Origin of the sequence: Chryseobacterium luteum, assembly GCF_000737785.1 — a bacterium.
Taxonomy (GTDB): domain Bacteria; phylum Bacteroidota; class Bacteroidia; order Flavobacteriales; family Weeksellaceae; genus Chryseobacterium; species Chryseobacterium luteum.
This window is the reverse complement of record NZ_JPRO01000023.1, coordinates 57,549-80,739: the sequence shown is the minus strand read 5'-3', so window position 1 is coordinate 80,739 and position 23,191 is coordinate 57,549. Positions and strand designations below refer to the sequence as shown.

Annotated in this window: 27 protein-coding genes; 4 read left to right on the top strand and 23 right to left on the bottom strand. The window is 37.4% G+C overall.

Annotation, left to right across the window (positions count from 1 at the left end; translation table 11 throughout):
• Positions 1-958: 958 nt before the first annotated feature.
• Together IX38_RS18990 and IX38_RS18985 are read left to right on the top strand one after the other, a co-directional pair.
• On the top strand, positions 959-1,678 hold the full coding sequence (locus IX38_RS18990) for an AAA family ATPase (RefSeq protein WP_034707516.1): 720 nt from the start codon (positions 959-961) through the stop codon (positions 1,676-1,678).
• Positions 1,675-1,923, top strand: coding sequence for a type III PLP-dependent enzyme domain-containing protein (locus tag IX38_RS18985; protein ID WP_051884904.1), 249 nt, complete (start codon positions 1,675-1,677; stop codon positions 1,921-1,923). The genes IX38_RS18990 and IX38_RS18985 overlap by 4 nt, the downstream gene beginning before the upstream one ends.
• 88 nt (positions 1,924-2,011) lie before the next feature.
• Here IX38_RS18985 and IX38_RS18980 read toward each other — a convergent pair whose 3' ends face one another.
• Entirely contained in the window at positions 2,012-2,362 is a 351-nt protein-coding gene (locus tag IX38_RS18980) for a winged helix-turn-helix transcriptional regulator (protein ID WP_034707515.1), read from the bottom strand.
• Positions 2,363-2,487: 125 nt separating this feature from the next.
• Here IX38_RS18980 and IX38_RS18975 point away from each other — a divergent pair, with 125 nt between their 5' ends.
• Both IX38_RS18975 and IX38_RS18970 read left to right on the top strand, forming a co-directional pair.
• Positions 2,488-3,282, top strand: a complete 795-nt coding sequence (locus tag IX38_RS18975; RefSeq protein ID WP_034707514.1) for an SDR family oxidoreductase — start codon at positions 2,488-2,490, stop codon at positions 3,280-3,282.
• A gap of 68 nt (positions 3,283-3,350) precedes the next feature.
• A complete protein-coding gene (locus IX38_RS18970; protein ID WP_034707513.1) occupies positions 3,351-3,668 on the top strand; it encodes a hypothetical protein in 318 nt (105 codons plus the stop codon).
• A gap of 631 nt (positions 3,669-4,299) precedes the next feature.
• Here IX38_RS18970 and gcvP read toward each other — a convergent pair.
• The 22 genes from gcvP to IX38_RS18860 all read right to left on the bottom strand — a co-directional run bounded on the left by gcvP (position 4,300) and on the right by IX38_RS18860 (position 23,114).
• The gene (gene gcvP / locus IX38_RS18965) at positions 4,300-7,158 is read right to left on the bottom strand and encodes an aminomethyl-transferring glycine dehydrogenase (RefSeq protein ID WP_034707512.1); all 2,859 of its coding nucleotides are present in this window, start codon (positions 7,156-7,158) and stop codon (positions 4,300-4,302) included.
• Positions 7,159-7,730: 572 nt separating this feature from the next.
• On the bottom strand, positions 7,731-8,378 hold the full coding sequence (locus tag IX38_RS18960) for a J domain-containing protein (protein WP_034707511.1): 648 nt from the start codon (positions 8,376-8,378) through the stop codon (positions 7,731-7,733).
• A gap of 414 nt (positions 8,379-8,792) precedes the next feature.
• The gene (locus IX38_RS18955; protein ID WP_034707510.1) at positions 8,793-9,050 is read right to left on the bottom strand and encodes a hypothetical protein; all 258 of its coding nucleotides are present in this window, start codon (positions 9,048-9,050) and stop codon (positions 8,793-8,795) included.
• 90 nt (positions 9,051-9,140) lie between these two features.
• Positions 9,141-9,476, bottom strand: a complete 336-nt coding sequence (locus tag IX38_RS18950) for a hypothetical protein (RefSeq protein ID WP_034707509.1) — start codon at positions 9,474-9,476, stop codon at positions 9,141-9,143.
• A 13-nt stretch (positions 9,477-9,489) separates the two neighbouring features.
• Positions 9,490-10,068, bottom strand: a complete 579-nt coding sequence (locus tag IX38_RS18945) for an RNA polymerase sigma factor (protein WP_034707508.1) — start codon at positions 10,066-10,068, stop codon at positions 9,490-9,492.
• Positions 10,069-10,533: 465 nt separating this feature from the next.
• Positions 10,534-12,540 carry a S9 family peptidase gene (locus IX38_RS18940; protein WP_034707507.1) on the bottom strand — a complete coding sequence of 669 codons (2,007 nt, stop codon included), beginning with the start codon at positions 12,538-12,540 and terminating at the stop codon, positions 10,534-10,536.
• Between the two features lie 220 nt (positions 12,541-12,760).
• Entirely contained in the window at positions 12,761-13,219 is a 459-nt protein-coding gene (locus IX38_RS18935; RefSeq protein ID WP_034707506.1) for a DoxX family protein, read from the bottom strand.
• A 116-nt stretch (positions 13,220-13,335) separates the two neighbouring features.
• Positions 13,336-13,779, bottom strand: coding sequence for an SRPBCC family protein (locus IX38_RS18930; RefSeq protein WP_034707505.1), 444 nt, complete (start codon positions 13,777-13,779; stop codon positions 13,336-13,338).
• Between the two features lie 22 nt (positions 13,780-13,801).
• On the bottom strand, positions 13,802-14,083 hold the full coding sequence (locus IX38_RS18925; RefSeq protein WP_228378003.1) for a hypothetical protein: 282 nt from the start codon (positions 14,081-14,083) through the stop codon (positions 13,802-13,804).
• Positions 14,084-14,333: 250 nt separating this feature from the next.
• Positions 14,334-15,167, bottom strand: coding sequence for an SDR family oxidoreductase (locus IX38_RS18920; RefSeq protein ID WP_034707504.1), 834 nt, complete (start codon positions 15,165-15,167; stop codon positions 14,334-14,336).
• Between the two features lie 72 nt (positions 15,168-15,239).
• Positions 15,240-16,106 (bottom strand): VOC family protein, encoded by an 867-nt coding sequence (locus tag IX38_RS18915; RefSeq protein WP_034707532.1) that lies wholly within the window; start codon positions 16,104-16,106, stop codon positions 15,240-15,242.
• An 80-nt stretch (positions 16,107-16,186) separates the two neighbouring features.
• Positions 16,187-16,435, bottom strand: coding sequence for a helix-hairpin-helix domain-containing protein (locus tag IX38_RS18910; RefSeq protein WP_228378002.1), 249 nt, complete (start codon positions 16,433-16,435; stop codon positions 16,187-16,189).
• 35 nt (positions 16,436-16,470) lie between these two features.
• Positions 16,471-16,884 carry an SRPBCC family protein gene (locus tag IX38_RS18905; protein ID WP_034707501.1) on the bottom strand — a complete coding sequence of 138 codons (414 nt, stop codon included), beginning with the start codon at positions 16,882-16,884 and terminating at the stop codon, positions 16,471-16,473.
• Between the two features lie 76 nt (positions 16,885-16,960).
• Positions 16,961-17,392: a VOC family protein gene (locus IX38_RS18900; protein WP_034707500.1), complete on the bottom strand. Its 432-nt coding sequence runs from the start codon at positions 17,390-17,392 to the stop codon at positions 16,961-16,963.
• Between the two features lie 275 nt (positions 17,393-17,667).
• Positions 17,668-18,444, bottom strand: a complete 777-nt coding sequence (locus IX38_RS18895) for an alpha/beta fold hydrolase (protein WP_034707499.1) — start codon at positions 18,442-18,444, stop codon at positions 17,668-17,670.
• A gap of 3 nt (positions 18,445-18,447) precedes the next feature.
• Positions 18,448-18,972, bottom strand: coding sequence for a hypothetical protein (locus tag IX38_RS18890; protein WP_034707498.1), 525 nt, complete (start codon positions 18,970-18,972; stop codon positions 18,448-18,450).
• Between the two features lie 81 nt (positions 18,973-19,053).
• On the bottom strand, positions 19,054-19,515 hold the full coding sequence (locus IX38_RS18885) for a hypothetical protein (protein WP_034707531.1): 462 nt from the start codon (positions 19,513-19,515) through the stop codon (positions 19,054-19,056).
• Between the two features lie 50 nt (positions 19,516-19,565).
• Entirely contained in the window at positions 19,566-19,979 is a 414-nt protein-coding gene (locus IX38_RS18880; RefSeq protein WP_228378001.1) for a VOC family protein, read from the bottom strand.
• A 76-nt stretch (positions 19,980-20,055) separates the two neighbouring features.
• On the bottom strand, positions 20,056-20,646 hold the full coding sequence (locus IX38_RS18875; RefSeq protein ID WP_051884902.1) for a Crp/Fnr family transcriptional regulator: 591 nt from the start codon (positions 20,644-20,646) through the stop codon (positions 20,056-20,058).
• A gap of 286 nt (positions 20,647-20,932) precedes the next feature.
• Complete coding sequence (locus tag IX38_RS18870; RefSeq protein ID WP_034707496.1) at positions 20,933-22,144, bottom strand: DUF763 domain-containing protein; 1,212 nt, start codon at positions 22,142-22,144, stop codon at positions 20,933-20,935.
• A gap of 196 nt (positions 22,145-22,340) precedes the next feature.
• Positions 22,341-22,745 (bottom strand): glyoxalase superfamily protein, encoded by a 405-nt coding sequence (locus IX38_RS18865; RefSeq protein ID WP_034707495.1) that lies wholly within the window; start codon positions 22,743-22,745, stop codon positions 22,341-22,343.
• Between the two features lie 15 nt (positions 22,746-22,760).
• On the bottom strand, positions 22,761-23,114 hold the full coding sequence (locus IX38_RS18860; protein WP_034707494.1) for a VOC family protein: 354 nt from the start codon (positions 23,112-23,114) through the stop codon (positions 22,761-22,763).
• Positions 23,115-23,191 lie beyond the last annotated feature (77 nt).

Here is a 23,191-nt window from a genome sequence, read left to right as displayed (position 1 = left end):
AAAACCTGTATGTCAAAAAATGCATCATATATTACACTTCTATGTGATAATTCATCAAAGTAATTAACACAATATATTTTTAATAAACAAAAATACATCTATATAAAAAGTCTGACAGCAGGAGTTTGGAACCTGTCAGTATTTCCAATATATGTGACAAAATTTTCAAATTGGTGTCATAAAATCTGACAGCTTTCAAAAATTCAGGGATAAAATTCAGTCACAAATAATAAGTTTTCTTAACATTATATTTCGTCCATCTTCCAAAATCTGACATTTAAAAACAACGTTAAAAGTGAATAGTATGCATCGCATTTCTTATTTTTTGTTTTATCAAGTTCGATATAGAAGTGTTTAAACGGTTGTCAATTTTTTAATTTTTTACAGATAAGACAATAAATATATTAATAATTTCATAAAAACATATTAATTTTTTGTAAACAAATACTCATTTAAAATTAAGCTTTTAACTATATAACATACTGATATACATCATGATTATTTGCTTTGGCATGTGATTTGAAAACTGTAATATTGCAATTAGAAAATTGATAAAATAAAGTCAAATAATTAAAAATAAAACAAAATGGTAACTTACATCGGTATCGCAACATGTGTAGTAGTATTCGCTTCTTATTTTACAACTGTAAAAAGAGAACAGAGAAACTAAGTTCTTTTAAAGCAACGAGCTTATAGAACACCTATATTAATTGTATGGTTTATGTTTTAATCTGAATATTCAGATTCTGCTCTTTTACTCATTGGAGTAAAAGGGCCCGAAAACATAATCTCAAAATCTAATTCATAATAATTTATATATCCAACAGTGAAGCTGAACAATAGTTCGGCTTTTCTTGTTTTTAGTGATTGGATAATATTCCAGCTTATTTTTCAGTACCGGTAATCATTCAATAAAACTTTATCTTTGTGCAGATAAGAATCATTTTTTAGCTTTCACATGAATCTGTACAATCTCATCATTCAGGATAAGGAGGAAGTAACCCTCAACGATGTATTTCTCGGTAAAAATAACAGGGACCAGCTGGTACAGCTCATCAAAGAGCATACCTACGTCAAAGAGCTTCAGGAATACGGGCTTCCGGTGAATAATAAGATCCTCCTGCAGGGGAATTCCGGATGCGGGAAAACAATGACCGCCAAAGCTGTAGCTAATGCTTTAGGTAAAAGTATACTGATCTTAAATTTGAGCAATATTGTTTCTTCGCGTATCGGGGAGACTTCCCAGAATATTAAAATGATTTTTGACAAAGCCGCCAGGGAAAGATCCGTTCTCTTCCTGGATGAACTGGACCAGATCGGGAAAGCAAGAGGAAGCGACGATAAAGATGTAGGCGAAATGAGAAGGCTGGTGAATACCCTGATCCAACTGATTGATTATTATCCTGAAAATGCCCTTTTGATCTGTGCAACCAATCATGCAGAGATCATTGATACTGCTTTATTGAGACGTTTCCAGCTGAAGATCGGTTATGAAATGCCATCTGTTGAGTTTCTTGATACTTTTTATGACGATCTCCTCTCAAAATTCCCGGAAGAGTTGAAAAATGTAGACCGCAAGTATAATATTTCTTTTGCTGAAGCGAAAGACCATGCTTTAACGTCAGTAAAATCAGCTTTAATTAAAAAGCTGGAATCCCGGGAAATTACACAGCCATGAAAGACATCCTCCACAATCTTAAAATCATCAATGACAGAATAAAAAAAGCATGTGAAAAGGCAGGCAGAAATCCCGGTAAAGTAATGCTTTTGCCGGCTACAAAAACCGTTTCAGCCGAACATATTAGAACAGCTTTGGAAAACGGACAGACCTTAATTGCAGAGAATAAGGTTCAGGAACTGAAAGAGAAATATGATGAGCTGAAAAAATATCCTAGAAAGATTATATATGATCTTATAAATTAAAAAATTTATATACTAAAAATCAACGTTAGCTCAATTTCCCTAAGTGGTAGTGGCAGCCTAATTTCCCGCTACCAAAACTATACCTATCCTATCTCTTCAAAATAACGTTCCGCAAACGCTCTTCATACGTATCTCCCCAATTTCCCAATACGGAAATAACAGGAATCAGTGTTTTCCCGAAATCCGTAAGATAATACTCTACTTTTGGCGGAACCTGGGCGTAAATGATCTTTGAAACCAGTTCATGTTCTTCCAGTTCTTTCAGCTGAATATTCAACACCCGTCTTGAAGCATCGGGAATTTTGCGCTGAAGTTCACTCGGGCGCCGATGGCCTTCATTAATAAACCACAGCAAACGGATTTTCCATTTCCCGAAAAGCACTTCACCGGTCAGATCAAGACCGCAATTTAAGTTTAAAGGAATTTTTCTTTCATGCATATAACAAAATTAACCCATTGTTCGAAAATGTACAATAGGGGAAAAAATTATCCCTATGCCATTCGACTTTCCCTTATTGCCGGAAACTAAGATACTTCTGAAATTTGTACCAAAGAATTTAAGAAATGGAAAATCAATTTAATTTCAATAATGAGCTAACTGGCCAAACAGCCTTAGTTACAGGCGGTACAAAAGGAGCCGGAAAAGCCATCGCAGAAAGATTACTGGCCGCAGGAGCAACCGTAATTACCGTTGCAAGGAACCCACCCGAAGAGCAAAACCCGGATCTGCATTTTATTTCGGCAGACCTCAGTACCTCTCAGGGAACCCAAAAAGTGGTGGAAGAAGTTATACGGAAATTCGGGAAACTGGATATTTTAGTCAACAATCTTGGAGGATCGGAGACGAAAAGCGGTGGCTTTGCTGTTTTGACTGATGAAGACTGGCTGTACTCGCTGCAGACCAATCTTTTATCACCGGTACGCCTGGACCGGGGCTTTTTACCGCAAATGATTGAGAGGAAAAGTGGTGTCATTATTCACATCGCCTCTATTCAGGCGAGATTACCACTGTACGACAGTACCCTTCCCTACGCTGCGGCAAAAGCAGCCTTAGTGAATTACAGCAAAAGCTTATCCAATGAAGTCGCCTCAAAAGGAATCAGGGTGTTAACCGTTTCGCCCGGCTGGATCATGACCGGATCATCTGCAAGAATGATGGAACGAATTGCCGAAAGCAGTAACAGCACGGTAGAGCAGGCCACAAAAAGCGTAATGGATGCATTGGGAGGAATTCCTTACGGAAGGCCCGCACAACCCGTGGAAATAGCTGAACTGGTAGGTTTTCTGGTATCGCCAAGGGCCCGTTATCTCACCGGAACCGAATTTGTGATCGACGGAGGAACAATACCAACCATTTGATAATTGATAATTGATAATTGATAATTGATAATTGATAATTGATAATTGATAATTTAAAACCAAATAAAATGAATTTACCCAACATCATTTCAGAATTAGTGAAAGCACAAAATCAGTTTGACAGCCATGCGTATGCTGATTGCTTCACAGAGACCGCTGTAGTATTCGACGAAGGCAAAACCCACAATGGGAAAACAGAAATACAAAACTGGATAGACACCGCCAACAAAGAATATAAGGCCACCATGAAACCCTTAGATTACAATGAGAAAGAGAATGTTTTGTCAGCGGAAATTTCAGGAACATTTCCTGGAAGTCCCTTGATTTTGAAATACTATTTCGAGCTCAGTGAGGGACTTATTGATTCATTGAAAATTACAGGATAAAAGAATTGACCAGTCTACCTGCCCATATTTTCCCCATTTGTATTTAACTGAATTCGGGATGAGAATATTTTATCGCAAAGGCATACAAAGAACATTTTCCGCTATGTAGAATAAGAAATACAAGAACATTTCATTCAGTAAAAAATACAAATATTTTCTGTGTATTGCTTTATTTACAAGTGAAACGCATTGTTTAACTTAAAAATCAACTGAATACTTTATAAAGCTTTGTTTATCATTGCGTTTACTTTAAACCTTATCCCAGATTCAGGTTATTTAAGAATTCCTATTTATCACATACAGAATTATTAATCAAATAGAATATCCGGTATATTTTTTGCTCGTAAAATATTTAAAACCAAACAAATACATCTATATGATTAAAAAATTACTCTTGGGCTGTCTATTGATGACAGCAGTATTCTTGTTTTCATGTGATAAAAAAGATGACAATACATCGCAGGTAAAAAACAGTGAGATGTCAATTAAAACAGTTTCAATGGTAACTTTTGGTACCATGGCTATAGCACTTCTTGTCATATACAGTTACCGGAGAAGGTAACAGGATAAAAATAATTAAAAAAACGCCCGTTTAGATTCTAAACGGGCGTTTTATATTGATTGTCAATGATTACATATAAGCTTCAATCGGCTCACAGGTACAAACCAGGTTTCGGTCTCCATAAGCTTCATCAACTCTGGATACGGAAGCGAAGAATTTGTCGTCTCTTACCCACTCCAACGGATAAGCTGCCTTTTCTCTGCTGTATGGTTTATCCCATGAATCTGAGATCACCAGCTGCTCGGTGTGAGGAGCGTTTTTAAGTACATTGTTGGCCTGATCTGCTTCTCCGTTGGCAATCTCATCAATCTCATTTTTGATGGAGATTAATGCCTCTGCAAAACGGTCGATTTCAGACTTGCTTTCAGATTCTGTAGGCTCAATCATCAGTGTTCCTGCAACAGGGAAAGAAACGGTAGGTGCATGGAATCCATAATCCATCAGTCTCTTCGCCACATCTGCCACTTCAATTCCTAAAGATTTGAACTGACGGAAGTCTACGATACATTCGTGAGCCACTCTTCCACTCTTATTTGAATATAAAATCGGGAAATGCTCTGCCAGTATCTCTTTAAGGTAATTAGCATTCAATATTGCATGTCCGGTCGCTTTTTTCAGTCCATCAGTTCCCAACATCTTAATGTAAGAATAAGAAATGTTAAGAATAAGACCTGAACCGTAAGGCGCTGCGGAAATACCTTCGATCGCTTCTTTAGACCCGATTCTGATATTCGCATTGGAAGGAAGGAAAGGAACCAGGTGCTTGGCCACACAGATCGGGCCAACTCCAGGACCTCCGCCTCCGTGAGGAATAGCAAAAGTTTTGTGCAAGTTCAGGTGACAAACATCTGCTCCGATGTTTCCGGGACTTGTGAATCCTACCTGAGCATTCATGTTGGCACCATCCATATATACCTGACCACCGTGCTCGTGGATGAGGCTTGTAATTTCTTTAATATTGGCATCAAAGAATCCGTAAGTTGACGGATAAGTGATCATTACGCAAGATAAATTCTCAGAATTCTGCTCTGTTTTAGCTTTTAAATCTTCAAAGTCGATTTCTCCGCTTTCAAGGTTTTTAACCACAACAATCTTCATTCCTGCCATTGCTGCAGAAGCCGGATTGGTTCCGTGGGCAGACTGAGGGATCAATACTACATTTCTGTGGCCTTCACCTCTTGAAATGTGATATTCTCTGATTACCATTAATCCTGCATATTCTCCCTGGGCTCCGGAATTCGGCTGTAAAGAAGTTCCTGCGAAACCTGTGATTTCAGCTAAATCTTTTTCCAGTTCGCGGATCATTTCCTGATAACCGCCAGCCTGATCAACAGGTACAAACGGGTGGACACTTCCCCAATTGTCCCATGAAAGCGGTAACATCTGAGTCGCTGCATTCAGCTTCATGGTACAAGATCCAAGAGAGATCATTGAATGCGTTAATGACAGGTCTTTTCTTTCAAGATGCTTGATGTAACGCATCAATTCTGTTTCCGTATGGTATTTGTTGAATACCTGCTCCGTAAGAATTTCGTCTTTTCTCAACAGTTCTTCAGGAATGCTGTATCCTTCTTTAATTTCTAATTTGAAAGTCTGCTTGTCTTTAAACTGAGCAAAAGAAGCCATCAGATCATTTAATTTCTCCAATGTCGTACTCTCGTTGATCGCAATGCTTACAACTCCTTCTGTGAAATAGTTCAGATTCAGTCTGTGATCAAGCATCATTCTCATCAATCTTCCTTTTTCATCCTCACTCATCGTGATTTTTACAGTATCGAAGATTGGCTCTTCAACGGTTTGGTATCCTAATGCTTTAAGACCGTTTTTCAAAGCGTTTGCTTTAAAGTGGATCTGGTCAGCAATATAGTTTAATCCTTTCGGACCGTGGTAAACCGCATACATTCCTGCCATTACTGCAAGAAGTACCTGCGCTGTACAGATATTGGAAGTTGCTCTTTCTCTTTTGATGTGCTGCTCTCTGGTCTGAAGCGCCATTCTCAATGCACGTTTTCCGTACATATCCTGGGAAACCCCGATGATTCTTCCGGGAATGTCTCTTTTGTAATCTTCTCTACAAGAGAAAAATGCTGCGTGAGGACCTCCGTAGCCCAATGGAATACCGAATCTCTGCGAAGTTCCAACGGCACAATCAGCTCCCATAGAAGCTGGTGATTTTAATTTAACCAAAGCCATCGGATCACAAGCTACAACTACCTGCAGATCTAATTTCTTATAGTTTACGATGTCTTCTGTATAGTCTAAAACTATACCGTTTTTACCCGGATATTGCAATAAGACCCCGTAATAAGTTTCGTCCAGCTGGTGAGTTTTGTGATCACCTTCTACGATCTCGATTGCTAAACCTTCTGCTTTTGTTTTTAAAACGGAAAGCGTCTGAGGTAAAACAAGATCGGAAACGAAGAATTTGTTGGCATTAGCTTTCTTCTGGTCCTTCGTTCTGTTGTTAAAGAACATGTGCATAGCCTCTGCTGCTGCAGTAGATTCATCTAAAAGAGATGCATTCGCCAGCCCAAAGCCTGTAAGATCGCACACTACGGTCTGGAAATTCAGAAGCGCTTCCAGTCTTCCCTGTGCAATTTCTGCCTGATAAGGCGTATACGCGGTATACCAGCTGGGATTTTCGAAGATGTTTCTCTGAATAGCTGAAGGCAATAATGTATTGTGGTATCCAAAACCGATATAACTTGTATAGTCGGTATTTTTCGATGCCAGCTCTTTAGAATGGTTCAGCATTTCGTATTCTGAAAGCGGCTCAGAGATCTCAAGGTCTTTCTCTAAACGGATAGAGGAAGGAATGGTCTGAGAAATTAGTTCTTCAATACTTGAAACGCCCAATCTTTCCAACATTGCCTGTTTATCGGCTTCATTAAGGGAAATGTGACGGCTCACAAACTGTTCTGTATTCATTTTTTGTATTAGATTTTGTTTGTAAAAAAAGATTCGTAAAATTACAATAATTTACAGGATTATACAACACTTCAAAATTGCTGAAATAACAAAGAAAGTTTCATATCAGTTTTAAAATTAATGAGTTTTGACTGTTTTATTGCTTAAATTTCAATTTAGCATTTCTTAACATAATTGTAGATTTATTTGTAAATGCTCAACGAAACAATTGGTTTATTAAAAAAATGAATATAAAAATTCTTCTGAAGTTCTGCCTGTATTTTTTAAATGAAAAAGTTTCGTAAAAATTTGCTTTATAGTGATCATTTCATTTTCATCATTTTTGAAATAAATTTAGCTATAAACTGTTAAGAGTCAGTTTTAAACATTTTTTTTAAATTTATTATCTATATTTATTCTAAATTAATATATTTGCAGCATGAATATGATTACCCCATTTAAAGTACCGCCTTTATCTCCAGTATATGCATTCAATAATGAAGACATGTTTTGCGAAAAAAAATCATGTTGTAAGAAATTCAAAAAGGGAAAAAGATGCAAAAAATGCCCGGGAAGAAAAAAGATCGCTTAAATTAACTGTAGTTTCTGAATAGGAAATACAGGGCTGCCGCCAAAATAAGAATTCCCCAGATCAGCATGATGATCTTTGGCTGGCCGAATCGGTTGACAGGTGTTCTTGGCTGAGGCTTAAACATTTCCTCTACACTACTTTTGAACTGAGCAGCATCATTCTCAAAGACTTCCGTAATGGTTATTCCTTGCACAGCGGTTTTGTGAAGGAGAGAATTCGTTGCATGAAGCAAAAGCTGGAATTTCCCGTCCTTAAATTCCGTGATCTTAAAAGTTCTTTCTCCAAAAGGTTTTTCCAGGCCGAAAGGCAGTATTTTCACCACATCGGCATTATTCGTCTGCCAGTTAATGATAATCTCTTCCCCCTTTTTCGCATGAATTTTATTAGAAGCGAAAGTTTTGATAGAAGGCGGAATATTATACCTGAAACTTTTCTGATGGCTCTCTAAATTCTGGTCATAGCTACGTCTCCTGCCCGGATCACTCAACATTTCATAAGCCTCCTGAATTTCACGGAAACGCCCGGCAAAGAAATCGTCGTTATCATTCTTGTCCGGATGGTATTTTAAAGATAATTTTCTATAAGCCTTTTTGATGTCTTCTTCTGAAGCATCCGGAGAAATCCCGAGAAAATAGTAGTAGTCTTTCATTGAACTATACAAAAATAGGAATTTATTTTTTTTCGGGTTTATTCTTTAGGGGAATGTTTCAGTTTTCAGCATAAATGATATGTTTTTTAACACGAATGACACCAATTTTTTCACAAATGGCCACAATGCCGTTTTAATGGGTATGCCATGCTGTTTTTTTATCGCAAAGACCACAAAGTTCTTTGATAAGCTTCATGTTTTTTTTAAGTTCGCAAAGGCGTTTCACTCAGCAGAGCCCAAATGTATGTTTCCTGGTCATTCTCAAATCTCCTTACTCTCCTATTGACAATGAACTCTCCTTACTTTTCTGGTGACTTAGGTTCTCGAAGCCATTATTCCCTATAAAAAAATTCCGGCGCGGGAAGCTTTGCTTCCCGCGCCGGAATTAACAATTTCAATTTAGTTGTTTACTGCTTACGCTTCTACAATATTATCCTTTTTGCAGCATCTTGAAGTAAATTCTTTTTTGAATTTCCCTTTCAGTTCCTGATACTGCTCTTCGTCCATTTCTCTGATTTTGTCGGCCAGTCCGAAAGGTGATCTTTCTCTGATTCCGTATTCATTGAAAATACCTTTCATAAATCTTTTTCTCTGTGCTATTTTTTTAGCAACCAATGCTATCCCAACAACAGCTAATGCTCCCAGAGCTCCTTTTAATGCTGAATTTTTCATTTTTTCAAAATTTTAAATTTTACTACTTCTTGTTTTTTATATAGACGGATGAATTTCAATTTTACTTTACTACTTCTTAAAATTTTTCAATTATCCGTTGTTTCTGTTGAAGAATCCGCCTGAACATCTGTCTTTCCAGACTTCTTTGAATTTTTCTCTTTCTTCGGGAGAAAGTCCTTCCATTTTCTCTCTCATTTTTCTTTCCTTAAAGTCTCTCATTCCTTTTCCAAAATGGAAACCTCCAAACAGGATCTTACTCAAAATCAAAATTCCCATTGCCTGCCAATAGGTTATTGATTTCAATCCTAAAATATCAGGAAGCAAACAATTCCAAAGGGACATGACGATCCATGTAACACCCAATAAAATCAATGGCGGACATAAGAATAAAAGAATCCAGCCTTTCTTGTGTTTATTATGATTCATAACTTTCTTTTTACTAACTATTTAAATCTTCGTATAATCTTCTCAGTCTGTTTCTCAAATGCTTCACAGCATAATTTTTTCTACTGATAATGGTCTTTATATTTTCGCCCTGTTCATTGGCAATTTCTTGGAGAGTTTTGTCGTTTAATTCATTTTCAACGTAAACCAGTCTTTGTTTTTCGGGAAGTTCATCTAATGCTTCAAATAATTTTTTCCAAATTTCATCCTGAAACATTTTCACTTCCGGACCTGCACTTTCATCCAGCAAAAGGATATCTTTGATGGAAAAACTTCCGTCTTCATCTTCATAAACAAAGTCTTCAAGATTTTCGGTTTTCTTCTTCCGGTATTTGTCTGTGATTTTATTTGCAGTTACTCTATATAACCATCCACCCACATTCACAATCTCAGAAAGATTGGTAATACTGCTGAACTGATACCAGACCTCCTGCAGAATATCTTCCGCATCTTCTGTGTTTTTCACTTTGGGACGAATATAAGACATCAGCTTTCCGCCGTACTTTGAAACGGTTTGTGAGATGATGCTTGCTTTCTCCTCCTGTGGCATTGTTATTTCTTCGACAACCTCCATATTGCTATGACGATTGATATTTTTGTTTTACTTTAATAAATTTAAAATATTTTTCCGGAAATCCGGTTTTTCTTTTGTTGATCGTGGTTTTAATTATTTTTATTTTAAATCTGTTTAAATTTATATTTTATATAGTTGACCAATCGCAACGGCGCAAATGACATTATAAAAGACATCTTAAGGCGCAAAGATTTTATCTGAGATAAAATTTCTCACTTTTTATTATAGAACTTTTGCTGAAAATCTTTGATTTTCCTGCGCCTGAAAACATCCATACAGTTTAAAACTTTGCGATTTTCCAACAAAGAAGTTTAAACAAATTCTTTATAATTATTGATTTTAAATAAACACTGATACCACAAATCTTTACACTAATGTCACAAATAATTTCATCGTGTCATTTGTATTTAAAATAAAAAACGGAAAGCATTACACTTCCCGTTCTTAATTATTAGAAATTTTTATTTATTTTTTGCTGAAATTCTCGGCAAAGAAGCCCAGCATATATTTGTACAGTTCCAGTCTGTTCAGTTCTTTTCCAAATCCGTGTCCTTCATCATATTTTACCAAGTATGGAACTTCAAAGCCTTTTGCACGCATCGCTTTTACAATCTGGTCGGATTCATTAATGTTGACTCTTGGATCATTGGCTCCCTGTACTACAAATAAAGGCTTTTTGATCTTATCGATCTGGAAAACCGGAGAAACTTCTTTGGCAATTTTTGCTTCTTCAGGATTATCAAGATCATACCAGATCTGTTTTACCATTTCTTTGTACGGCTTCCAGTATTCCGGGAAGGAATCGAAGAAGGTAAAAATATTGGATACTCCTACGTAATCTACGCCACAGGCATAAAGATCCGGAGTTTTGATAAGGCCCATCAGGGTTGCATATCCTCCATGGCTTCCACCATAGATTGCAATCTTGTCCTTATCTACCCAACCCTGCTCTATGGCATATTTCACACCGTCTTCCACGTCATCCATTGCTTTTCTCCCGATCTGCTTGTATCCTGCTTTCTGGAATTCTTTCCCGTAGCCTCCTGAAATTCTAAAATTCACCTGAAGCGTTGCATAGCCTCTGCTGGCAAAAAGCTGCGTTTCGGGATTGAATCCCCATTCATCACGGATGCCCTGCGGACCGCCGTGAGGATTCACAATTAAAGGAACTTTTTTACCTTCAAGAGCGGCTTTCGGAAGGGTTATGTACCCGCGGATGGTTAATCCGTCCCTGCTTTTGAATTCAATAGGTCTCATTTCTGCCATATCCTCTTCTTTCAGCTGAGGCATCAGGTTGTAAAGAAGATTTATTTTTTTATTTTTTGTATCATATTCGTAATAGGCGCCATAGAGTTTGTCGCTTCCTACGTAAACCAGAAGCTTATCATTATTATCATCGGAAGAAACGATAGAAAACTGTTTGTCTTTAAATTCAGATTTCAGTTTAGCATCAATTTCTTTATAAAACTGGCTTACCGGAACGGTTTCACTTTTGATCCCGTCATAGCTTACATAATCGAGTTCGTAATTCCTGTTTTTACCGGCAAGGCTTATGGAGCTTACATCAAAGACAGGATTTGAATATACTTCTCTGATCACTGCATTTTTCTTCAGGTCATAAAGGACTATCCTGGATTTATCACTGTCCAGATTGGTGACAAGATAGGCTTCATCCTTATTTTTGGAATTATCATTAAGTCCTATGATGCTAAAAGTGTCTTTCCAGTCTGTGGATTTAAGCAGGTTAAATTTTCCTGTCTGCAGGTCTTTATAGTAGGTTTTGGTTGTCAGGCCATTCTCAAGGACGGTATATCCTCTCAGATTGCCGTCTTTATCAAAAATATAATCATCTATAGGGCTGTTAACATCTTTATTTTCATACAGCTGGGTCATTTCTCCCGTGTTGAAATTGATCTTATAAGGCTCGAAGATCTGTTTGTTGTTTTTATTCATAGTCACCACAACAAATTCCGTATCTTTTATCAGTTTTACAGTTCCCAGTGTAATTCCGTCAAAAGGAGTCAGATCTTTAAGGTTTTTCCCGTCGATATCCGCTGCGTAAAGATGGATATTTTCATTTCCTCCTTTATCCTGGGTGAAGAAAAGGCGTTTTTTATCGAGCCAGCCGTAGCCTTTGATAAGGTCGTCTTTTTCAACAATTGCTTTGGTGATTTTCCCTGTTTTCAGCTCTTTTACGTAGACATGGTTTTTCTTGTCCTTATCTTTTTCTTTGTAGGAAAGATACTGTCCATCGGGGGATATTTTAAACTGTGAAGCATTGGGTCTTGCAAAATAATCTTCTACTTTGTATTTGAAGTTTCCTTTATCATAAGAAATCAGTTTCTCAAGATTTGTTTTAGTGGATGGAAGCGTAGGGTCGCCCGGCAGCTTAGCCGTTGAGGTCTGTGCATTAATCATAATTGCTGACAGTACGATTTGGGCCGTACCAAAAATTTTAGTGTTCAGATTCATAATTCATATTTTGGATGGTTAAATTTTCTATCAAAGATCTTAAATCAATTAAAATCGTCTATATAATATGACAGTCCAACCTTCAAAATGTTACATAAATTATTGAAATTTTATAAAAATAAGTTTAAAACAATAAGTAAAGAGCTTTGTTTAACTTAAAAACCAAATGAATGCTTTAGTTGATCGTTGGGTTTATTTTTAAGCCTTATCCCGATTCAGGTTAATTTAGGTAAATTCCAAAATACCAGGTCCACGCAATCAGGATAAGCTGCATTGGAATTCTTTGGGTGTAAAGATATTTCATACCCGGACCGGTATAATCTGCTTTGAAAATATTGATATTTTTCTTAGAAGAATTGATATTGGCGATAAAAACCAAAACATAGAAAATAATCAATAGTACAGCTGTTATTTCTCTTATTGAAGGAATCATCAGCCCTATTCCCGCAGCGATCTCAAGAATTCCTGTACAATATACCCAGAACATTTTAGCGGGAAGAAAATCAGGAATCATCATGGCCATGCCTTTCTGGAATTTAAAATGGGAGAATCCTGTAAATATGATGAACACAGCCATACCCAGGTTTCCTGAGAATAAAAGGTCCGGCTTTCCCTGAAAAGCCCAAGTTCCCAGCAGGGCCAAAATAAATGTACTGAAAAGGATGGTTAATAATTTCATGTTGTTGCTTTAAGTTCATGTAAATTTAATAATGGTTACTCATAACATCATTAAACCTTACAGGCTTTGAAAGTCCATAAGGTTATTTAATTAAGAGCCTGTTTAAATTTTAGCGATTATTGTTTTTCAGCCAGGCTTTTTACAACTTCTAGTCCTTGTATAAACCCTTTATTGATATGATCTTCCCACTGTTTTTCGACCTGTACTTCAGTATGAAGTTTTGTTTTTCCTTCCAGATCAATAAGAATATATTTTTCGAAACAGCCGCTCCATTCCATTATTTCTTTGCTTTGGGTATCTTCATTTCCTTCTTTGTCCACCATTCCCAAATGTTTGAAAATAATATGGTTGGGCTCATCAAGACTGTCAATGGTTGATACCATTCCTTCGCCTTCTGCGTTCACGAAGTAGGTTTTTCCGCCCACTTTCCAGTCAGATTTCATTTTGGATCCGGAACCGAAAAACTGGGTCCATTCGGTATAGGTGCCGGTATTCCAAAGAACGTCCCAGACCTTCTGCAATGGGGCGTCAATTATAATTTCGTACGATAAGGTTTCCATATTTTTTGTAGTTTTTTTTTGTTTACAATTGATTTTCCGAAAGATTTTTCACAATTCCCAAAGCGGTTGGAAATTTTTCTTCAAAAAATTCTTTAAATTCTTCAGATGTCTGAATTTCAATTTTCAATATTGTCCCTGTTGATGTTTCTTCTAAAATATAATCTTCCGTGGCATCACCCCAGTCCCGTTCAGTCTCTACACCATCATAAATTTCTCCGAGATGCAGAAACTTCATTTCTTTCCCGGATATATTTTTTTCCACACGGCTATACATTCCGTTATTATGGGGATCAAAAAATTTCATAATGCTTCCTTCTTCAAAAGTTCCCATTTAGAAGGAACCTTCGGTAAATGCTGTTGTCCACTGCCTGTAAGTAATATCGCTCCAGAGCACATCCCAAACTCTTTCAGGCGGGGCATCAATTTGAATCTCAAAAAATAATTTATGCATTGTTTTTTTATATTAAATATTAAATTGTCAGAAATTAGATGTTAGTTTTCAGATCATTAAGTTTAGGCCTTCTAACATAATTTCTAATTTCTGTTAATTCTTTCTAGCCTCCTACAAAATCTCCTCCATTGATGTGAATTACCTCTCCTGTGATATAATCTGCATCTTTAGAGGCAAGGAAAACATAAGCCGGTGCCACTTCTGAGGGCTGTCCGGCCCGCTTCAGCGGTGTATCTTTTCCAAATGTTGAAAGATCGTCAAAAGCTTCTTTCACAAGAGGTGTCCATATAGGTCCGGGAGCAATTCCGTTGACCAAAATTTTCTTTTCGGCAAGATTGGTTGAAAGGGAACGGATAAAAGATAGAATCGCACCTTTGGTAGCTGCATAGTCAATCAGGTGATCGCTTCCTCTATATGCCGTCACAGATGTTGTGCAGATAATCCGGCCCCCTTCACCTATTAACGGTAAAAAGTCTCTCGTAAAAGAAATCATGGAAATAATATTGGTGTTAAACGTTTCCTGAATCTGATCATCAGAGATCTTTTCGAGGCTGTTTTTGGAGGTATGAATTCCTGCATTATTGACCAGGACATCCAGGTTCTTCCAGTCTTTTTTTATCTTTTCCAGGCATTTTGCTCTGAATGCTTTTTTCGTGAGATCGCCCTTTATGAGGGTGCATTGCCGACCTTCTTCTTCAACCAGCCGTTTTGTTTCTTTGGCATCATCGTCGCTTTCTTTATAAATGACCGCAACATCTGCGCCTTCTCTTGAAAAGTGAACGGCTACAGCCTGCCCTATTCCGCTGTCTCCTCCTGAAATAACAGCTTTTTTTCCTTTGAGTTTCCCGCTTCCCTGGTAATCTTTACGCATGATCTCCGGAAAGAGCCCTTCTTTTGGAACTTTTGATTTGGATTGTGATCTGTTCTGTGTTTTCATAAGCAAATCTTTTATTTAAACTCCATCAAACAGCAAGCCGAAAACTGAAAGACACAACAGCAAACCGGTCTATTAAGAATGATAAGCCTCTTCCAGATCCTCAATAACGATCTTCTGCATTTTCATCATAGCCTGTACTACTTTTTGGGCTTTTTGCTGATCGGAATCGTTCATCAGCTGAATGAGTCTCTTCGGAACGATCTGCCAGCTCATTCCATACCTGTCTTTCAGCCAGCCGCACATGCTTTCTCTTCCGCCTTCTGAAACAAGAGTATTCCAAAGATGATCGGTCTGTACCTGGTCATCCGTCATGATCACGATAGAAATTCCTTCATTGAAATCGAACTGATGGTCATAAGAATTATCCATGCAGAAAAAGCTGTAGCCATCAATAGTAAAATGGGCATGCTGTATATTTTCAGCCGGTTCGGATATAGGATGTCCTTCTCCTCCGTCACCATATTTCAGGATATTTCCAATGCCGGAATCAGGAAATGTCCGGGTATAAAATTCCATAGCTTCCATTGCTTTCCCGTTATTCTGATGAATGAACATCAGGGTAGGAATGATTTTCTGGGATTCCGGTTTGTCTCCTAAAAACAGCTGCCAGGTCACTCCATATTTGTCCTGCACCCAGCCATATTTCCTGCTCCAGGAATAGGAATCGAGAGCCATGAGGGGAATTCCTCCCTGTATCAGCTTATCCCAGTACTGCTGTACCTCATCTTCTGTTTTGCAGATCACCATAAAGGAGACTGAAGCATTCTTTTTAAAATGAGGTCCTCCGTTGAGCAGCATTAGTTTTTGCCCGAACAGATCAATGTTCATGACAACGGGGGTATCTGCTGTGATCTTTCCGTCAAAAACTCCGCAGTAAAATTCTGCAGCCTCTTTGGATTCTGTGTCGAACCACAGACATGGGAAAATATCGTTATTCATAGTATTAAATTTTAGGTAAAAAATAGTTTTATCGATCATTGCGGACAAAAAGCAGTCTGTAATGACGAAGTATCCGGGATTTACAATAATTCATTTCTGAAAGAAACCTGGTGTTCTTTCATATGATTTTTAAGCTTTTCCATGGCATTTCTTCCAAAGCCATGAAGTTTCATGATCTCTTTTTCAGAATAGCCCGAAAGTTTTTCAAGAGAGTCTATTTTTTCTCTTTCTAAAGCTCTTCTTGCCGGTGCTGCAATAATACCGGACAGGAAATTATTACTTTTAACGACATGATTAACAGCATAAATGGAGCTTAAACATTTTGCCATTATGACCAGATTTATCATGACTGAAGATGAGTGTTTTAGTTATTTTCAACATATTTGTGAAAATTATTGAGGATAGCATACCAGCCATCCCGCTGCATTTCCACGGAATTCTGTTTTTCGGGATCAAATATTTCGGTAACCCTGGTGGTGTTTTCGTCTATTTTATCAAAAATGATTTCAACGCTCCGCGCGTCCTCGAGATGATATTTGATTTTGGCATTCGGGATTACTTCATCATAGGTTCCTTCCAAGTCAAAACCGAAGCTTTTATCTTTCGCTTCCATTCTGGTTTTAAATTTCCCTCCTACTCTTACATCATTTTCTGAACTGGGACAATGCCAGGTTTCATGGGCAAAATTCCATTTCGTGATATGTTCAGGTTCATTAAAATACTTCCAAACCTTGTCCACCGGGGCTAAAATTGTGATATCTATCTTAATTGGATCCATCTTTTTTATTTTTTAAATTTTTAAGTAAAAGGCAGTCCGGGTTGAACTGCCCTGAATAAGTCAGTTAAATATAGGATTATTTTGTGTATTCCTCATTATAGTTCACCATCCAATGAACCCCGTATTTATCCTGAAAGCTTCCGAAATAATCTCCCCAAAACTGGTCTTCAATCGGCATTTCAATGCTGCCTCCTTCAGAAAGACCCTTGAAAAGCCTGTCTGCCTCTTCTTTGGATTCCGGGAAAACTGAAACATAATTATTATTTCCCATGGTAAGAGTTTGCCCGAAGCTTGGAACAATATCCGAAGCCATCAGAAGGTCTTTTCCTACTGGCAATGCGATGTGCATTACCCTGTTTTTCTCTTCTTCTGATAAATTTTCAGTTCCCGGAGCGTTTCCCATTTTATGAATTTCACCGAGGAATTCTCCCCCGAAAACGGATTTGTAAAAATTGAAAGCTTCTTCTGCTTTCCCGTCAAAATTTAGGTACGGATTTAATTTAGCCATGATTTTTAATTTTTAATGTTATTGTTAATTAAGAGGCTGTTTAAATTTTTAAAATCTCGCTGATCTGGCAGATTGCAGATTTTTATCACTAAAATAAATCTGCATAATTTCCTTCATCTGCAAGAGGAATATTTTTCTTTAAACAGGCTCTAAGTGTAAGTTTTAATTGAACTATTAAGGTTGATTAAGCGGTTAAGAACATTAATAATAGTTGGGTGCTAAACTTAAAGATCAATAGGAGCTATCTTAACTGAACTTAAAATCTTCAAGTGATCTTAATGGTTTAAAAATTTGACCACCTCATTTACTGTAAGGTTGATCAGACCGGAGTCTGTATTTCCTTCCAAATCTGCCATCATATAGGAGCCGTGGCCTGCCGGAAGGATCATGAGCTGAGCTCCGGGGACCAGACGCCACATTTCCACGGTATGCTCAGGCTTCATCACATCTTTGTCTCCGCTTATGAATAATGCAGGAGCCTGTATGGATGTTAATATGGTCTCATCCCAGTCTTGAAAGGTCTGCATCCTTTGGCTGTCTTTATCAAACAGGTTTTCAAGTTTTGAAAAATCAGGATTCAGATTAAGAAAATTGACTTTAAGGGGTTCGGGCATTGATTCCAGAGTAATATCTGCCATGCTTTCGAAAAAGCCGTCGATCATTCCGCTTCTTTTGTAAAATGAAGATGCAATGATGAGCTTTTCTGTTATTTCAGGATAAAGACAGGCAATCTGCATCACGGTATTTCCTCCGTTGCTGAATCCCCAGAATGAAGCTTTCCAGATATGAAGCTCTTTTAAAAAAGCGGCTACATCATGGGCATCCTGCTCAAAGGTTTCAGGAATGTCGCGATGATCTGTCATGCCATGATTTTGCAGATCAATTCCTATCAGCTGAAACTGGTTTTCAAGCCGTGAGATTATTTCTTTAAAATCAAATAAAATCGAGGAGCCACCTCCATGAATGAGTATCAGAGGTTTTCCGGAACCATAGATTTCGTAGTACATGCTGATGCCATTGACATTCTTATAGCCTTTTTCCTTAGGTTCCATTGATCAATATTTTAGATTTTCATCTGTGTCATATTTCATTCCGGGATAGCCCAGGATTCTTCTCATAAGACCGATCTGCCCGCATAAATAATCCTCTCGGCCGATGCACATTCCGGTGAAATTAAGTTTGGTTTCACGGACGAAAGGAATATTCATTCCGATTTCGAAAATTTCATCCAACTCTTCATCAGTAACCTCCAAAAGCTTACGGTATACTTTTGGTGAAATGTCATGGAAATTTTTCTTCAGTTCATCTAAATCCGGATAGTTGTAATTTTCATCCAGTGCCTTTCCCTGGAAGAAAAGATCGGTATATGGGTCCTCGTCCTTAATTCCTAAAACCCAGCCCAGACTGTAGCGCATATTGACAAAGTTTCCTGCCATCCAGATGATGTGGTTGGTTTTTCCTTCAATTCTTTTCAGGGCATCTTGTTCCGAAATACCGTCCAGAACATTGAGAAAGCTTTGAGAATGCATTCTGTAAGCCGGAATAACGATCTCTATTTTGTTTGATTTTGGAGTGTCCATTTATTTGTTTTTAGTTGTTTTAATAATCTGTAGATTTATTCTTTCCCGCAGATGATAAGGATTTCACAGATTTTTTCAGCACTATTTTATAGCACCGGGTTTTCCTAAGATTCTTCTGAGATAGCCCAATTGTCCGCTATGATAGTTTTCATGAAAGGATAAGGTCGCAATATCATTAATTGTTTCAGGGCTAAAGCTTTCCATAGTAATAAGCTTTGCTTCCAGTTTATCCTGGGACTGTTGCAGATAAGATTTCAGCTGTTTAAAGGTGATCATTTCATCAATTCTTTCAAGCGGAATCGCTCCTCTGTTGTAACATGAAAATTTTTCACTGTCCCAGACTGATTCTTCACCGAGAACGTTTAAGAATGCATTTCTTATGTAAATTAAATGGCCAAGGATCCAGTTCATGCAATTGGCTTCACCATTCGGGAAGATCATAGATTCTTCGTGGGTAATACCGTCGATATTCATTGAAATGACTTTGTAATTGCTGAATATCTGCACTTTTATTATTTCAACATCGTTTGATTTTGTTTCCATGGTCATGTCATTTTATGGTGGTTATTGCCACATAGGATAGACTGGGATCTTTATTCAGCCGGCATTTGAGACATATCGGCAAACGTGATATTCCAGCCATGTCCGTCTAAGTCCCAAAAAGAATTCTGATACATCCATCCGTAATCCTGAGGCTCTTCGTGTTGGGAAGCTCCATTTTCCACGGCTGCGTTCACTACCTGATCCACTTCTTCACGGCTGTTGAGACCTACAGAAACAAGGACCTGTGTTGTATCTCCTTTTGGAACAGGTCTTTCGGAAAAGGTCTGAAAGTATTCTTCGGTAAGAAACATGACGTAGATAGTATCTTCCTTGATCACGACACAGACTGCTTTGTTATCTGAAAACTGTTCATTGATCTCAAAACCCAGCCTGGTCCAGAACTCTTTCGTTTTCTGTACATCTTTAACAGGCAGGTTGACATAAATTTGGTTGGCTTGCATCATTGTAATTATTTTGAGTTAAAACTTTTAACCAAAATTATCAAGCCTTCATGAAAATCAACTTGCCATAAGACAAGATTTAGTTTTTCTTTGGATGGGAAACAATTTCTTTGCGAATACGGCTTAAGGAAGTGTCTGTAACGCCCAGATAGGAAGCGACCTGCTTAAGAGGTGCATACTGGACAACCTTGGACTTCTGCTCTAAAAGATTAAGATAACGCCTGGTAGCGGAAAGGGTAAACATTTCTACAGAACGCTGTTTATAGGCAAAAAGCTCTTTGGACATCCATGATCTGCCCCATTCCCGGAGGTTGGGTATTTTGTGAAAGAGTTCCTGAAATGTATCATAATCAAACTTCCAGCATTCACAGTCTGTAATGCAGATTATATTTTCCTGGGATGGAATTCTCTGAAAAAGAGACGATACTTCAATAATAATCTCATTATCAGCAAAAAAGTGAGTGGTTACCTCATTTCCGTTAAAGTCATTGACGTATGAGCGGGCCAGACCTTTTTCCAGGATATAGTATTCGTTGGCTGTTTTTCCTTCTTCAAGAATACTGTCACCTTTCTGGAACGATATTTTTTCATGAGCCTGAAATATTTCTTCAAGCTCTTCCTGTAGGAAAAAAGGAAAATCATAGCAGATTTCCAGGGATTTACTGGTCATTAATAGTGTTTTTTTTAGGATTTAAAAATATAATTTTTATTCGAATCCGGAATAAAAAAAAGTAAACAAATTGATGAAATATATAAAAAAAACTCTATTTTACTATACTATTATTAATTTTTTTCTATTCTTTCTGAATACCTACACAATTTTTCAACCACCCCGTCAAATCTACGATTTGCCACCCCTCCAAAGGAGTGGAATGGATGGGCGAAAGTTCAATGGCAGACATTGATAAGAAACGATGATTGGCTGATGTAAGGATTAGGGGTGGTTCTGCTTTATATCAAAATAACGAAAGCTGAATAGGTTTTGGTTTTGAAGGTTTTTCAGCGTCTCCAAAAACTGTTTTCCCGCCGAATCGCCATGAGTTCTGGCGTTCTTCTTCAATCACGTCATTGATGTCAAAATCCGGAGTAAAATTTTTCTCGGCTTCTGAAATGATCGTATGAAGTTTATTGATGGATTTTAATTTATCCGAATTTCCCAATTTTGATTTTTCGATTCCTTTTTGCAGAATAGTAATCGTTTCATCATAAACATTGATAGGAACGGGAAACGGATGCCCGTCTTTTCCACCATGAGCGAAGGAAAATCTTGCAGGATCTCTGAATCTTGACGGAGCACCGTGAATGACTTCGCTTACCAAAGCCAGACTTTGTAAAGTTCGTGGACCGACTCCTTTCAGTAAAAGCAGTTCTTCAAAATTCGCGGGCTGGTTTTCTCTGGTCATGTAGAGAAGTGTTCCCAGCTTTTTCAGATCGACATCAGAAGCACGCACATCATGATGCGCAGGTAAAATGAGATTGGCAAAATCCTGCATGATCTTTTCTGAATTGGTATGCGAAATTTCTAAAATTCCTTTTCTGCTTTCTTTGGCTTCACTGGCCGTCAAATTCAGGATCTGACCCTGATTGATTCCCTGAATTCCTTTGTGAGGCTCATCAACAAAAGATTCCATATTTTCAGAATGCCAGTGATAACGTCTTGCCGTTCCGTCTGCATCGTTCATTCCCTGTTGTACGACTGCCCAATTTCCTTCGTCTGAAACGATAAAGTTGTGCAAATACAACTGATAACCATCCTGAATTGCCGTGTTGTCTACTTTTGCAGACAGCTTACTTGCCCGGACCAGCTCTGTTCCGTTTAAACCTGTTTTATCAGCGATGATAAGAAGTTCATTTGGTGTTTCTTTGGAAAATCTTCCTTTTCCGCCGCAGATATAAATTCCAAGTTCTTTAGATCTCGGATTGATGCTTTGTTTCAATGATCCCATTACAGAAGTGGTGATTCCTGAAGAATGCCAATCCATGCCCATTACTGCACCGAAACTTTGAAACCAGAATGGATCTGCCAATCTTTTGAGAACCTCATCTTTCCCGTAATCTGCCAACATGACTTCTACGATTGAAAGTCCGAGCACAGACATACGCTCGTAAAGCCAGGGCGGGACTTTTCCGTAGTGAAGAGGTAATATTGCAGTTCCGGAGCGTTTCATTACGTAAAGGTAGTTTTAATTATAAATAATTTTGATGATTTGAAGCAGTTTTTTAAACACGAAGAACACAAATATTCTCCACAGAAATCATTAAATTAAATTTATAAATTTTGGGTAAAGTCATTTGGAATTGTTTTTTTTAATAGTCAAAAGTCACTTTCTATTGATAAAATTAAAATCCATGTTATTAATTTAATCAATGAATTGAAGAGAATTCAATATGTTTATGCTTCTCTTCATCAAATTTTTCGTTGAATATGATTTTATTTCCAAACGGATCATATACTGTAAAAGCTACAGCATCATAAAATGTTTTTTCTAGTCCCGGGTAATTATATGAATATTGCTTATCTATTAGTTCTTTGTGATATTCCGGAACACCCTCTGCCCAAATAAAAATTTTTGTTCCAGGCGTTCCATCATCATGATGCTCGCTTAAATGAAAAACAACATTTCCTTTTTTGACTTCCATATAAAGAGGAGTATTATTCTTCGGCTGATCTCCCCATTGAATTTCAAAACCTAGCCAATCTATATAAAACTCTATAGTTTTTTTATAATCAAAAATTCTGAGGATAGGAATGACTTGCTCTGCTTTCATATTTTATTATTTTAATTAAACATATTTATGGGAAAGAATATTAATGAGTTTTCCGAACGGATCTTTGACAAAAAATCTGCGGACTCCCCAATCTTCATCGGTGATTTTGTAGGCAATTTCAAATTGTGAATTTTTCATCTTTTCATATATTTCATCTACATTATTAACTTCAATCGAAAAATCAGGAACTTCAGTGTCAATTCCGCCCTGAGTTGCAAAACTTATCTGAACTTTTGCTTCTTCTTCATTACCTAAAGTTTTAATCCAGTCATGATCCATCAATATTTCCAGACCTAAAATATCCTGATAAAATACATCTGCTTTAGGTAAATCTGTAGTTTTTATATTGGCAACAATTCTCTTGACCATTTCATTAAAATTTAGATTTAAAATTAACAAAAAAACCTTGTGAAAATACAATCTTCACAAGGTAATATAATTATTTA

What these genes read in the sequence shown, in the direction of transcription:
- IX38_RS18990 (WP_034707516.1), top strand. Translation starts at nt 959, where the DNA reads ATGAATCTGTACAATCTCATCATTCAGGATAAGGAGGAAGTAACCCTC.
- IX38_RS18910 (WP_228378002.1), bottom strand. Translation starts at nt 16,435, where the DNA reads ATGGCAAAATGTTTAAGCTCCATTTATGCTGTTAATCATGTCGTTAAA.
- IX38_RS18945 (WP_034707508.1), bottom strand. Translation starts at nt 10,068, where the DNA reads ATGGAGGTTGTCGAAGAAATAACAATGCCACAGGAGGAGAAAGCAAGC.
- IX38_RS18880 (WP_228378001.1), bottom strand. Translation starts at nt 19,979, where the DNA reads ATGATGCAAGCCAACCAAATTTATGTCAACCTGCCTGTTAAAGATGTA.
- IX38_RS18950 (WP_034707509.1), bottom strand. Translation starts at nt 9,476, where the DNA reads ATGAATCATAATAAACACAAGAAAGGCTGGATTCTTTTATTCTTATGT.
- IX38_RS18970 (WP_034707513.1), top strand. Translation starts at nt 3,351, where the DNA reads ATGAATTTACCCAACATCATTTCAGAATTAGTGAAAGCACAAAATCAG.
- IX38_RS18870 (WP_034707496.1), bottom strand. Translation starts at nt 22,144, where the DNA reads ATGAAACGCTCCGGAACTGCAATATTACCTCTTCACTACGGAAAAGTC.
- IX38_RS18905 (WP_034707501.1), bottom strand. Translation starts at nt 16,884, where the DNA reads ATGGATCCAATTAAGATAGATATCACAATTTTAGCCCCGGTGGACAAG.
- IX38_RS18920 (WP_034707504.1), bottom strand. Translation starts at nt 15,167, where the DNA reads ATGAAAACACAGAACAGATCACAATCCAAATCAAAAGTTCCAAAAGAA.
- IX38_RS18985 (WP_051884904.1), top strand. Translation starts at nt 1,675, where the DNA reads ATGAAAGACATCCTCCACAATCTTAAAATCATCAATGACAGAATAAAA.
- IX38_RS18960 (WP_034707511.1), bottom strand. Translation starts at nt 8,378, where the DNA reads ATGAAAGACTACTACTATTTTCTCGGGATTTCTCCGGATGCTTCAGAA.
- IX38_RS18860 (WP_034707494.1), bottom strand. Translation starts at nt 23,114, where the DNA reads ATGGTCAAGAGAATTGTTGCCAATATAAAAACTACAGATTTACCTAAA.
- IX38_RS18900 (WP_034707500.1), bottom strand. Translation starts at nt 17,392, where the DNA reads ATGGCTAAATTAAATCCGTACCTAAATTTTGACGGGAAAGCAGAAGAA.
- IX38_RS18890 (WP_034707498.1), bottom strand. Translation starts at nt 18,972, where the DNA reads ATGGACACTCCAAAATCAAACAAAATAGAGATCGTTATTCCGGCTTAC.
- IX38_RS18885 (WP_034707531.1), bottom strand. Translation starts at nt 19,515, where the DNA reads ATGGAAACAAAATCAAACGATGTTGAAATAATAAAAGTGCAGATATTC.
- IX38_RS18925 (WP_228378003.1), bottom strand. Translation starts at nt 14,083, where the DNA reads ATGAAATTTTTTGATCCCCATAATAACGGAATGTATAGCCGTGTGGAA.
- gcvP (WP_034707512.1), bottom strand. Translation starts at nt 7,158, where the DNA reads ATGAATACAGAACAGTTTGTGAGCCGTCACATTTCCCTTAATGAAGCC.
- IX38_RS18915 (WP_034707532.1), bottom strand. Translation starts at nt 16,106, where the DNA reads ATGAATAACGATATTTTCCCATGTCTGTGGTTCGACACAGAATCCAAA.
- IX38_RS18935 (WP_034707506.1), bottom strand. Translation starts at nt 13,219, where the DNA reads ATGAAATTATTAACCATCCTTTTCAGTACATTTATTTTGGCCCTGCTG.
- IX38_RS18930 (WP_034707505.1), bottom strand. Translation starts at nt 13,779, where the DNA reads ATGGAAACCTTATCGTACGAAATTATAATTGACGCCCCATTGCAGAAG.
- IX38_RS18875 (WP_051884902.1), bottom strand. Translation starts at nt 20,646, where the DNA reads ATGACCAGTAAATCCCTGGAAATCTGCTATGATTTTCCTTTTTTCCTA.
- IX38_RS18975 (WP_034707514.1), top strand. Translation starts at nt 2,488, where the DNA reads ATGGAAAATCAATTTAATTTCAATAATGAGCTAACTGGCCAAACAGCC.
- IX38_RS18940 (WP_034707507.1), bottom strand. Translation starts at nt 12,540, where the DNA reads ATGAATCTGAACACTAAAATTTTTGGTACGGCCCAAATCGTACTGTCA.
- IX38_RS18895 (WP_034707499.1), bottom strand. Translation starts at nt 18,444, where the DNA reads ATGGAACCTAAGGAAAAAGGCTATAAGAATGTCAATGGCATCAGCATG.
- IX38_RS18955 (WP_034707510.1), bottom strand. Translation starts at nt 9,050, where the DNA reads ATGAAAAATTCAGCATTAAAAGGAGCTCTGGGAGCATTAGCTGTTGTT.
- IX38_RS18865 (WP_034707495.1), bottom strand. Translation starts at nt 22,745, where the DNA reads ATGAAAGCAGAGCAAGTCATTCCTATCCTCAGAATTTTTGATTATAAA.
- IX38_RS18980 (WP_034707515.1), bottom strand. Translation starts at nt 2,362, where the DNA reads ATGCATGAAAGAAAAATTCCTTTAAACTTAAATTGCGGTCTTGATCTG.